General features: G+C 44.4%; 2 protein-coding genes. Both read right to left on the bottom strand.

Going from position 1 to position 12,937, the window contains the following annotated elements; genetic code table 11:
• Nucleotides 1-1,719, bottom strand: a complete 1,719-nt coding sequence (locus EX191_RS19835) for a hypothetical protein (protein WP_193448329.1) — start codon at nt 1,717-1,719, stop codon at nt 1-3.
• Between the two features lie 767 nt (nt 1,720-2,486).
• A complete protein-coding gene (locus EX191_RS19830) occupies nt 2,487-12,932 on the bottom strand; it encodes a tandem large repeat (protein ID WP_479688059.1) in 10,446 nt (3,481 codons plus the stop codon).
• Nucleotides 12,933-12,937 lie beyond the last annotated feature (5 nt).

Raw genomic sequence — 12,937 nt, 5'->3', positions numbered from 1 at the left:
TTATAATAGTTCCGTGAGTTCAATGTCTTGATAAATTACTGACATTAAGACCGTTTTATCTGAGTTATGAGATCGGCAATGACGGGTTAGATTGACCCTTTTAACTTCTGGTAACCAACCACTAAACACGACTTCTTTGCAAGACTGATCCACAAACTCAGCCTCGCGCAAAAAAATCTTTTGGTTCCATGTTTCATCAACACACGTCAGTTGGAAATAATCATCCGGTTGATCGCACTGAGGGTTACTTTTATACGTGATTACAATGCCTTCACTTGGGGAGTTAACAACAACGGCAGCAACACCCTGTTCTTTTTGACTGACAATATTGTAATCTGATTTACTTGGCACTTGAGTATCTAGATTCGGCAGCGAAATCACAGGTTCGGAGCTCGCATCAAAGTTGTGAGCAGAAGAATAATCACAGAGGTCTACTTCAACCGCTTTTTCATTATTCCCGCTCTTTAATTCATTGAGTTGCTGAGTATTGAGTTGAGCCCGAGAATAATAGAGAGCAACATCACTTTGTACGCTACCGTTTATTTTGTATGGAAGCCAAATATGAGGCAAAGGAACACCAAGTGGCTCTCTCTTTGTTTTACTTCCAGCCTTAAATGGACTCAATTCGGTTTGAAGTAATTCTGTGTATGTTTCGCCTTCGTTAGGCCAACCAGCGACCACTACCTCGACTTCTTCTGCAGTAAGACCAAAAACACGGGCGCAAGCGTATTCGTCCAACACACCCTCATAGACTTTTTTACCGTCTTGGTACAACTGAAACGCTTCCCCTGACAGAAATGCTTCGGAGTCTTCATCATATAAGCTAATATCGACCGATCTTTGAGGCGAGGACTTAGTGCTTTGGTAGAGTGATAGATCGACATCCGAAAAGCGTCCGTCGTTTTGAACTTGGATTTCTCGCCAAACTTCTGATTGCCAAACGACATAAATATAACCGCGATCGATAGATACATACCCTGAATCACTCTTATGAACTGGAACCACAGGCACTAACACGTTATCCCACTCATCCATTTGAGTTTCTTTATCAACGGGTTGCAGGTCTTCGGCGAGTTTAAGCAAAATTGGCTGAGGCTGGTCAGTGCAAGGGATTTTGATGTAAAGCGTTTTGCCCTCAGCTTCGAGATCTTTAAATGTCGCGAGGCTGCGGTGTTTGTTTTCTGTATCAGCCTTGCCTACTGTGACTTTTTCTTTTTGAGCTTCGGTTTTTCCCAACATCAAACATGCCGCGTTGCTAGACCACTGCCCTGCAAACTCGACAACGATTTTTTGATCTGGACTTGGCTCAGAGGGGACATGCGTGTAACTACGAACTAAAGCAACATCTTCGGTAACCTGCTTGTATCCTGCTTTAAAAGCTTTGCTTTCATTCGAAGCAGATACAGAGTCAACGAGTGTTTTAAGTCTAGGGAAGCTTTGCAGCTGAGAGTCCGTCAATGGCGACCGACGAGCAACGGTAGATAATGACACCCAATTGCCTTTTCCCAATTCGATTCTTATAGCAGCTAGCAATGCGCTGGTCGTTTTTTTGGCAGAGATGGAAATCTTTTGCGCCAATTCTTTAGGGAGGTTTCTAAGGATGTCATCTGAATTTCGCAAACGCGAAAGCTGTCCTATACACTCGTCCGGTGTAAGAACATAAGATAGCTCGTTGGAGGATAGCTTCGAGCTAGGTATAAATTTGCAAACTAAATGCATTTGAATTCTCCACAACCAACATCGTAAATATGGCTGCGGTGACAATTAAGCTGATAAGGCTTACAAGTACGATTTGGTCTGCGTATCCTACTTACTTAGCCATTTATTTTCAACGAGATAGAAAAATCGCCCGAAATCAAAAACACCAAAAAAATGGTAATTTTTACTATCAAAACATGCGATTTAACCACAATAAAAGCCAGTAACATCACCCACTCTGTCAAAATGGTAAAATCTTACTATCTAAAAAAATTTAATTTATGGACTGAAGTTAACAAAAATCGTAGTAACGTGCGCTTCAGGTAAGCACGAGGAAATTCAGAAGTTTATGAGATGCCCTCCTCAGCAACAAACAACAAATTGACTGTTACTGAGGAAGTTTAAATAAAAAGGTGAGCGCATTACGCACTCACAAAAGTAACTGCTCTGAAGCTTGCTAGGATTAAATTTGCTTCATCGCGAGTTAAAGAGGCGAGGTATTACCCATCGACCTCATGCAGAACACTATACTCAGAGTATAGAAACGAGCGTAAATATATAATATTTAAAAAGATTTTCAACGCGACACATTCACCACAGCACCTACCGAGCGCCCATCACAATCACGTCATACACACCTAAAAGCAACATTGGCCTAGTTATTATAGTTATTCAGCCTTGTATTAAGACGATTCATTAATTCGAGTAACTTATCAATAAAGGCAATTATTTTGATAAATATCACAAAAAGTCCCAAATAAATAAAGCGAGCTAAACGCTCGCTTTATTTATGCCGCATTTTTTAAAGTTTTGTTCTCACTAAAATATCGGTTGTAGACAGCACCTAAGGAGGCTGTACTTGCGAAACGATCATAGTTCAATGTTGCTTGGACCTCTTCGGCAGAGGCAGACAGCTTGTTGGTACCATTCACATAAATCGTTACGGCTCCGTCCTTCAGTCCTGAAAGATCTAAATCAGTTGTCCATGAGTCTGAAAACACGGTAGCCATGCCTGTGGCTTCTGTACCATCAGCGTCGACTGCTTTGATATCTATATACTCACCATCTTCAAACCGTTCACTGCTACCACTTACTGTCACGCTTTCCACTCCAGCAACATCGTTGATAGCATCTAGATGTATTGTTGGTGTAATTGGCATGGAGTAAGCCGTGTTCTGGCTACCGGTATTCCCTGACAAGTCTTGGTAGTCACGAACCAGTAACGCCACATTGAGTTCTGACGAGCCTGGTACCACCACATCACCAGTCCAAACACTCGGATCCGATGTTGCCACTAATGAGGTGATCGTCGTACCGCCTAACTCCGCCGCTGCGGATTGCAGATCTTTATCGAATTCCAGCGTTACCGTCACGCTTTGGCCGATGGCTTGATGCTCAGGAGTAAACGTCACGTTAGTCAGTGTTGGCAAGGATTGCGCGAGAGTAAAGCTCTGGCTTTCACTCACTTCAATACCCACTGAGTTCGTCCCTGTCACCATCACGGTATAAGTGCCATTGGTTTGGTGACTCATATCAATTACGTCACTGGCCCAAGTGCCACCGGCTTGTACCGTCGCACTGCTGCTTTTCAATACCGTCGCGCTGCCTTGGGCTTTCACTTCAAGACGCAGGGACTGTCCATCAAAACGTGTCGACGTGCCTTCAAATTGTAGCGTGGCGGCATGCGTTTCATCCACATTGCCCACTGGCGTAATAGCTAAGGTCGGCGTGATCGGCATGGAGTAAGCCGTGTTCTGGCTACCTGTATTCCCTGACAAGTCTTGGTAGTCACGAACAAGCAACGCCACATTGAGTTCTGACGAGCCTGGTACTACCACATCACCGGTCCAAACGCTCGGATCCGATGTTGCCACTAATGAGGTGATCGTCGTACCGCCTAACTCTGCAACGGCAGCTTGCAATGCCTTATCGAATTCCAGCGCCACCGTCACGCTTTGGCCGATGGCTTGGTGCTCAGGAGTAAACGTCACGTTAGTCAAGGTTGGCAGAGACTGCGCGAGTGTAAAGCTCTGGCTTTCACTCACTTCAATACCCGCAGAGTTCGTCCCCGTCACAATCACGGTATAAGTGCCATTGGTTTGGTGACTCATATCAATTACGTCACTGGTCCAAGTGCCACCGGCTTGTACCGTCGCACTGCTGCTTTTCAATACCGTCGCGCTGCCTTGGGCTTTCACTTCAAGATGCAGGGACTGTCCATCAAAACGTGTCGACGTGCCTTCAAATTGTAGCGTGGCGGCATGCGTTTCATCCACATTGCCGACTGGCGTAATAGCTAAGGTCGGCGTGATCGGCATGGAGTAAGCCGTGTTCTGGCTACCTGTATTCCCTGACAAGTCTTGGTAGTCACGAACCAGTAACGCCACATTGAGCTCTGAAGTGCTTGGTACCACTACATCACCAGTCCAAACGCTTGGGTCCGCGGTTGCCACTAATGAAGTGATCGTTGTGCCACCTAACTCTGCAATGGCAGCTTGCAATGCTTTATCGAATTCCAGCGTCACCGTCACGCTTTGGCCGATGGCTTGGTGCTCAGGCGTAAACGTCACGTTAGTCAACGTTGGCAGAGATTGCGCCAATGTAAAGCTCTGGCTTTCACTCACTTCAATACCCGCTGAGTTCGTCCCTGTCACAGTCACGGTATAAGTGCCATTGGTTTGGTGACTCATATCAATTACGTCACTGGTCCAAGAGCCACCGGCTTGTACTGTCGCACTGCTGCTTTTCAATACCGTCGCGCTGCCTTGGGCTTTCACTTCAAGACGCAGGGACTGGCCGTCAAAGCGTGTCGACGTGCCTTCGAATTGTAACTTGGCGGCTTGCGTTTCATCCACACTGCCCACTGGAGTGATGGCTAAGGTCGGCGTGATCGGCATAGAGTAGGCTGTGTTCTGGCTACCTGTATTCCCTAATAAGTCTTGGTAGTCACGAACCAGCAACGCCACATTGAGCTCTGACGTGCTTGGTACCACCACATCACCAGTCCAAACGCTTGGGTCCGCGGTTGGCATTAATGAAGTGATCGTTGTACCACCTAACGCCGCCGCTGCGGATTGCAGATCTTTATCGAATTCCAGCGTTACCGTCACGCTTTGGCCGATGACTTGGTGCTCAGGCGTAAACGTCACGTTAGTCAAGGTTGGCAGAGACTGCGCGAGTGTAAAGCTCTGGCTTTCACTCACTTCAATACCCGCTGAGTTCGTCCCTGTCACAATCACGGTGTAAGTGCCATTGGTTTGATGACTCATATCAATCGCGTCACTGGTCCAAATGCCACCGGCTTGTACTGTTGCACTGCTGCTTTTCAATACGGCAGCGCTGCCTTGGGCTTTCACTTCAAGACGCAGGGACTGTCCGTCAAAACGTGTTGACGTACCTTCGAATTGTAGCGTGGCGGCATGCGTTTCATCCACACTGCCCACTGGCGTAATAGCCAAGGTCGGTGTGATCGGCATGGAGTAAGCCGTATTCTGGCTACCTGTATTCCCTGATAAGTCTTGGTAGTCACGAACCAGCAACGCCACATTGAGCTCTGACGTGCTTGGTACCACCACATCACCAGTCCAAACGCTTGGGTCCGCGGTTGCCACTAATGAAGTGATCGTTGTACCACCTAACTCCGCAGTGGCTGCTTGCAATGCTTTATCAAATTCCAGCGTCACCGTCACGCTTTGGCCGATGGCTTGATGCTCAGGAGTAAACATCACGTTAGTCAGCGTTGGCAGAGATTGCGCGAGTGTAAAGCTCTGGCTTTCACTCACTTCAATACCCGCTGAGTTCGTCCCTGTCACAATCACGGTATAAGTGCCATTGGTTTGATGACTCATATCCATTGCGTCACTGGTCCAAGTGCCACCAGCTTGTACCGTTGCACTGCTGCTTTTCAATACGGCAGCGCTGCCTTGGGCTTTCACTTCAAGACGCAGGGACTGTCCGTCAAAACGTGTTGACGTGCCATCGAATTGTAACGTGGCGGCTTGCATTTCATTCACACTGCCCACTGGAGTGATGGCTAAGGTCGGCGTGATAGGTAATTCGTGAGCGGTGTTATCCTCCCCTATGTTACCAGTCAAATCTTTAAACTGACTAACAACCAAGTCGACACTTAACAGCGTGGTGCTCGGAACTTGTACATCACCAACCCAGACCTTTTTATCTGCCGTTGCGGACAGAGAACTGATGCGATTGCCGCCAAGCTTGGCGGTCGCCTCTTGGAGCTCTTTATCAAACTCAAGCGAGACACTCACGCTTTGACCCACGCTCTGATGCTCGGGGTTAAATGTCACATTGGTCAGTTTTGGTAAGGTTCCTTCAACCGCGATACTTAAGCTGCTTCCTTTTCCAGGAATTGTGTTGGTACTTTGATAGCTATTATCTTCTACCTGAATAGTGATATTTTTATCTTGTTTTTCTGGGCTGATGTAATTAACCGTCCACGTAATATTGTCTGAAGTCGACCAAGTATCTTGTTTTAACGTTCCTGTTGCACCGCTATCACTAGCGACAAGATGGACATCTGATATATCAAAGTTCGTAACTTCTTCTGTAAAGTTAAACGCGAGCGTAATCTCTTCGCCTCCAAAAAGAGGGGCGCTTGAGGCGGTAGAGATACTTAGCCCGGGAACGGTTGCCGCTTCCACATGCGCGTCAATAGAACTTTCACTCTTGTTATCCACCTTGTCTGTTGCTGCCACCGTGATCGTATGATCGCCTTTAGGTAACAAATAGCTTATGACATAAGGCCCCGCTTCGGTTGTCGGCTCAGTAATCGCTTGAGGAGCCACAGTGCTGCCACCACTCACCGCTTTTGACGTGACGAGGTTTAAATTTTTATCTGTAATGTGTGCGCTAATTTCTAGCTGATACTTATCGTTTGTCGGTATCTTAGAGATTTGATTAGCACTTAAGCCAGAAATACTTGGAACGTCATAATCAACAATAGACTCGATAACTTGTCCATCATAACTTTTGCCTAGTAATTCAAAGCTTGTATTCTCTCTTCCAACTGAGTCCGTCACCGTCACCTTAAGGGTATATGACCCTTGATTATCGACGGCAAAGTTCATCATTCCATTACCACTAGATGAGATAACATCACCTGAGTAACGCAAGGAATCACCTAGGCTTGGAATAAGCTCCACAGAATATTGTGAAGCTTTCACTCTTTCTCCTTCCACCGTAGATAGCGTAAACGGCTGGCTCGCCTTGGTTAAAAACAGTTTCCCACCCTGCAAACTCGTAATTCCATCGAAATCAACCGTGACTTTAGGAACACTAATATCAATGACTTTTCTGATATCAGAATACAGTCCGACGCTATCTGTCGCTTTGATGTCTACTGTGATTGAACCACGCCCCTCTAACTGAGATTTCGGTAGTTCAAAGTACGTAGATGAACCATTCCCATCCTCTACTCTTTCTTCTTGATAACTCGGGTTTAAAACCGAGTAGTTTACTTTTGCGAGGCTGCTACCAGTGTCCGTTATGTCGAAACGAAAACGAACATTATCTGGATTTGTTGGCGATTCAGTTACGATAATCTCATCGCCAACACTTGGAGGTGTGTTGTCAACTTTAATATCAACGGTCGCTTCACCGACTCTCGACCACACATCCGTTGCGGTAATCGTTGTCCTGATCGTTTTTCCATCCGCATCGCTAGGAAGTTCACTTGTAAATGTTGAACACTTGTAGGTTGGATCATCTGCACACACCTCTAATTGTGCAAACTTCTCCGGATTATCTTTATAGTTGTAGGATTCCGTTCCAAACCTGGCCATCACATTGTCTAGTCTAGAGTTTTCATACAGCTTAATTCTGAATTTGGCGACAAGCTGCTGACCATTAATGGTTGTGTTTCCAATCGGATCAGTAATTTCGACGACTACCGAACCTTTAGGTAATTCAAGCAGTAGATCGTGCTCTGGCGTCAAGTTTCCTGCTAAATCAGATAAGTTCTTGATTTTGTATTCTTGAGTTGTACTCAGGCCATCAATAATATCGGCATAGGATTCAGAATACGTACACTTGATATTTCCAACACCTTTGGCACAAGTCGTTGGTGTATAAGCTTTGTTGCCAAGATTACGAACCAACTTTGGATATTCATCTGAACTTTCGGTATTCACGCCTGATAAAGCATCATTAAAAGAGAGCTCAAATGTGAGCATCTTCTTCTTCAAAGCTTCATCAAACCAAACATCACTTCCTTTAAAACTGTATGAGTTACCATCTACGACTGTCGGTGCATCAATATCCACCACGGAGAAATTGAACTTGTTGATCGTTTCACGCCCATTTGTACCCAAGGTTTTAGTGATCAAAGTGACAGGTGCTTTGGTCATGTTTTGCCCAACATTGACACTACAACTGTAAGGTTCTTGCGATACGTTGATAACACCAGAAGTTGGTTGCTCATTAGTTGGTGGCGCATCTAGAGAGTTGTATTCTTCACGAACCCAACACTCTAACGTTTTGGCTTTGACCGCACTCAATGTAGTAAAGGTGACATCAAGAACACCATCAGATAAGTAATTTTGGAAGTCCAGCGGGCTTTCAACTGTTAGAACCACGCCTTCACGCTGTACGCTAAAGGTTTGGTTTACTTTTCCAACCTTTCGGTCTTTTTCATCAAGGTAACGAACTTTGTTATAAACTTTGATATCAAGTTCATAATTACCATCTTTGGCAATTTGTGTAGAAAGCAACGTTGCAGTCCAAGTGCCATCTGCGGTTTCTGAGAACGTAAAGTTAGTCCCGTTTTGCTCTCCAGAGAATCTATACGTTGAGTCAATTCGATCAACGCCACTATCATCAACAATATCAAGCGTAAGTACGATATTCCCATCTTGATAGATGGTGTTGTTTGTAATTGGCGTTCCATCCGTGTAACTCATCGCCAGCGTCACCTGCGGGATTGAGTTGTACACTTTGACGGTAAAATCTTGCTCATCACTGGTTAAGGTTGTGTTGCCACGAACATCAGACCCTTTTAAACGAACCTTGTGTGTACCCGTACCTAAATCACCAAGGCTCACTTTGAGATCCTCATTGATTTTTGTACCGGGAGAGCCAGGTAATGGCTCCAGATCGCTAAACGTCCAATACTCTAGGCTTTCTCGATTGACACCATTAATTGAAACATCACCGTTTGCATTTAGGTCTAGAGCCGTTAGGTCAAAGACATAGTTACCTAAGTAGTAGTCATTCGCATTGAAACCACTTAATCCTAATGTTGGTCCATCACGATCAAGAATAACCTTGTGCGTGTTAGAACTAGACTCAAAACCATAAATATCGGTTGCTTTTACATACAATGACGTTGTTTTTTCATCTTCAGAAATGTCTATTTTATCTGTGTCACTCTTGATAAGAGACATGACAAACTCTTTAGATGAATCCGTTGGCACAATTGTCTTAATTGGCGAATCTTTATCACTTTGATACAGCGAGACTTGCTCAAGGTCTGAATCGTCTATTACGGATTTAAATCGCACATTGAACTCACGCCCTATGACATAGTTCTCTTTAGACAATGTGTCTTCAACCCAAGGCGTATTTAGGATGATTTCGGGGCCTTTGTTATCGACTTGGAAGGTGAATTTCCCTGTTGTACTGACATTGGCAGGGTAAGCGTTGTCCGTCGCAGTGACGTAAAATTCATTCCATTCATCGTAATCAAATGCTTTTGAAACCAGTTGGACTTTGACGTCAGGTTGTTCACCAACTAAGTATGGTACGTCACACGTCTCTGTTAGAGGGTCACAGCTTTCTAATGTCAGTGCCTGACCAGACCCTCGGCGAAGATCTATTTTTACATTATTGCCGGGGCTTAACGTCCCCCAATCAATGACAGGTGTCCATTGGTTGTTACCGCCTAAACGGCTTTGGACCTGCTCACTTTTTACAATAGGAGCTTCAGAGTCGATACGAATATTGAATCTCGGAGCCGTGCTAGTTAACTCTGAAACGGAGTTACCTAAATTATCCTCTGCCGCTGCAACGACTAGCCAATCACCATCACCCGGGTAAATCGTCGCGCCTTGATTTGAACAAAGCTCCCCCGTACATAATTTGACTTTAAAGGCGTCTTTCGAGTTATTCGCAAAGTCCTCTGGTGTGTATGTGACTTTTTCACCCGTTTGCTGGTAGAAAACAAGACCTCTTGAAGAAAGCTTGTCACCCACAACATCTTCAACCTTGAAGGTCAATTCATGGGTATTTTTGGCATTTAAATAAATACCGTCTTCTACAGGTTTACCATCGACATCATTAGGTGGGAGGTAACTCGTTTTAGGGAAATCATTATCAATAAATACCGTTTCTATAAACGGAGCTTTGCCATCGTAACCATACGCATTACCATGTGGGTCCATGGCACTGGTTTCCACAGCAAACTCTACAATATCTTTTAGTTCACTAGACTGAGAGTTAAGGGTAAAGAGGTACTCTTTTCGATAAGCATTGCTGTTGCCAGGGTTCTCTACAATGTTAATGTCCAGCGGTATTTCAATGTTTGGCTCACTGGCTTGATACCACATCGTGCTAAACTTCGGACCATAAGCGTCGGTTTCTACAATACCAGAAGGATCGTCTAGGATAATTTTAGAAACAACTTCACCAGCAATATAAAGCCTATTGCCAACCATCGTCTCTCGACCGCTTTCAATCGTTAATTTTGGCTGTGGAGGCAAGATATCGATACTGCTACCCTCTGTATCAAAAATGTTCTTACCATTTAAGTTAGGATTAGCCATCGAAATATCATCAGCATAGAGCTGCGCGATATTGGTCTCAATACCGTATTTGCTCGCCATGATTTCGTAATACGATTGCGCTAAATCCTTTCGATAAGTATCGGAACCGAATTGATAAGAATCGAGCATAACCTGACGTCCACCAACACCAATACCATTCGCTTTTCCATCAAAGCTCAAATCATCGTAAATAGCGGAGGCAAAATCTAATGAGTTATTTCTCGGCATTCCTTGAGCAACACTATCGATGGCTTCGACAAGAAATCGGTGTAGATAATCGTTTGATGGCTTTTCTGGAATCGCTTTGGTAGCAAGCATTTCGTTCGTTGCATAAGGCACAACCGTTGGATCAAATCCAAAGAATGAGCTGTTGTTCGTGCCTGATAACGCGTAGCGCACCTCATCAAGAATTTGAATCGCACGCTCAGAAGTTTTCTCTCCGGCAGTGACTTGATCCCACTGGAAATCAAACAAGCTAGTCTGATATGTCGATAGTTCAGTAATATAGTAAGTCTGAGAGCCATTGAGCTTAAAGTACACGCCAATATTGGCCTTGTTTAAATCAACCGTTACTTTTTTGGTTCCTGGATCTCTTTTCCATTGATAGTAGTATGGCTCGCTGCCTTCGATACCAATTAAACGAACACGCATGAAGTCATAATTCACAACATCAGTTGTGGTTTCACAACTCGCGACGTCAAGAGCCATTGATTGGTCACTTTCCAATTGTTGGATAGTGGTACAACTCGCAAGTGAAGTGAATTCACCATTTGGACTCAATCCTTCAAGTTGAGCTCGCGCACCAATAAATGGTGTCACCACTTTTATAGTTGGCAGATCAAAGCTACTTCTAAAATATACTTCTCTTGGAGTGCTTTCGTTATCAGACTCATCGACGGTTTGAATGACTAACTTTTGACTACTGTTTTCTGATACCGATTTAAAGCTGTCACCCAAAATATCTCTTACAAATGGAATGTAATAGATGACATCTTCTACACGCCCATTGCTGTCTAACAGCGTTTCGTGCGGAATTTTTGCGATGTAGTCGTCATCTGATGCGGTTGTATCAATAACTTGCTGAAGTGAGTAGTTGTTATCGTTGTTTTGGCTTACGTAGTACTTGACGACGAGCTTAAGCTTATTAGCGTTGGAGCCTAAAACCGTATCGGTATTTACGTCTGATACTTTCACACGAACATAAGGAATTTTATTCTCTTTCAACAAGTTAGCGTTGAAGTTACTAAAATCTACCCCTTTTAATGAATTCTGAATCCCTATACTTGCGTACGCATAGTCAATCTTCAAGAAATCGCGGCTCGCTTGAACATTGTCTGGGGTATACGTATCTTGAGAGTAGATACCATCATAAGTGGTTCGTTCACCATCTAAACCGACATTTACGTACGTCATTGACGCACCTTCAGGATAAGTAATCGTTTGTGCTGGCGCTTGATCGTCACGACTTACTGCATGCTGAGCGGTGCCCGTATTGCCTTTGCTATCCTTCGCTCGAACCTCAAAGACCGTCGTAGATAGGAATTCATCAGTTGGGTAAGCCTTACTAAACTCACAAGCATTTCCAGACTCTACAGTGACAGGAGAACATGTGACGTCCTCATGTAAGCCATCTTTAAATGAAATACTGACCGAACTGATCTCTTGCGAGCTTTCTTTTACAACCCCTTTCAGAACATACTCTTTAAGTTGATTATTAATTGCACTCGCCGATGTAATATCGATAACAGGCGCATCGTTATCCCATTCAAAGTTGATATGAAGACCCGAATGGCTGCCTGGAATTAACTCATTACCCAGTACATCCGCTGTATATAAGACTAACCGTGCTGCTGCTACGTTTGAGAGCCCTGTGGCAGGGTTCATATCTGCACTATCGATCTCTTTGGTATTAATGTTAACTTTAACGTTGGTCTCTCGAAGGCCAACTTCAAAATCATCAAATTCAACCGAACAGAATGTGCTTCCAAAATCTTGTATGTCGTTACATTGAAATTCACCAGACCAAGAGCCATTAACCTGATACTGAATAAAGGCGGATACGTCTTCTACGCCGATATCATCTACAATCTTTAGATCAACTTTATCGGTGCCAGCGAGCACATCACTGTCCGTACGAGTAACTATTGGCGCATCTGTATCGATATCCGTACCATCTCGCGGCGGAATGACGCCATCAGTACTGCCATATGTACCTAGGTCATTAAGCTTCTTACTAAAGTCGACATAGTCTGCGGCATCAGTACCAGAGATATTGACACTTGGATCGTTTACCACGATCAGAACATGCTGAGATAAATCACGTGTATAAATGTCGCTATTTATCTTTTTCTGTCCAAAGCTGAGGGGAGTCACTGCTCCTGAAGTCTGGCTCACTTCAAGACCATCAAGAACACCATCTGCAATAACATCCCGATATTGGATGTCAGCGAAATGCATTGAAG

Origin of the sequence: Vibrio chemaguriensis (assembly GCF_012275705.1) — a bacterium.
In the GTDB taxonomy this organism is placed as follows: Bacteria; Pseudomonadota; Gammaproteobacteria; order Enterobacterales; family Vibrionaceae; genus Vibrio; species Vibrio diabolicus.
Note: the sequence above shows the minus strand (reverse complement) of the source record. Positions and strands in the feature narration are given on the sequence as shown.

Bases quoted from the DNA above. Each gene is read 5' to 3' on its own strand.
- EX191_RS19835 (WP_193448329.1), bottom strand. From the start codon at position 1,719: ATGCATTTAGTTTGCAAATTTATACCTAGCTCGAAGCTATCCTCCAAC.
- EX191_RS19830 (WP_479688059.1), bottom strand. From the start codon at position 12,932: ATGCATTTCGCTGACATCCAATATCGGGATGTTATTGCAGATGGTGTT.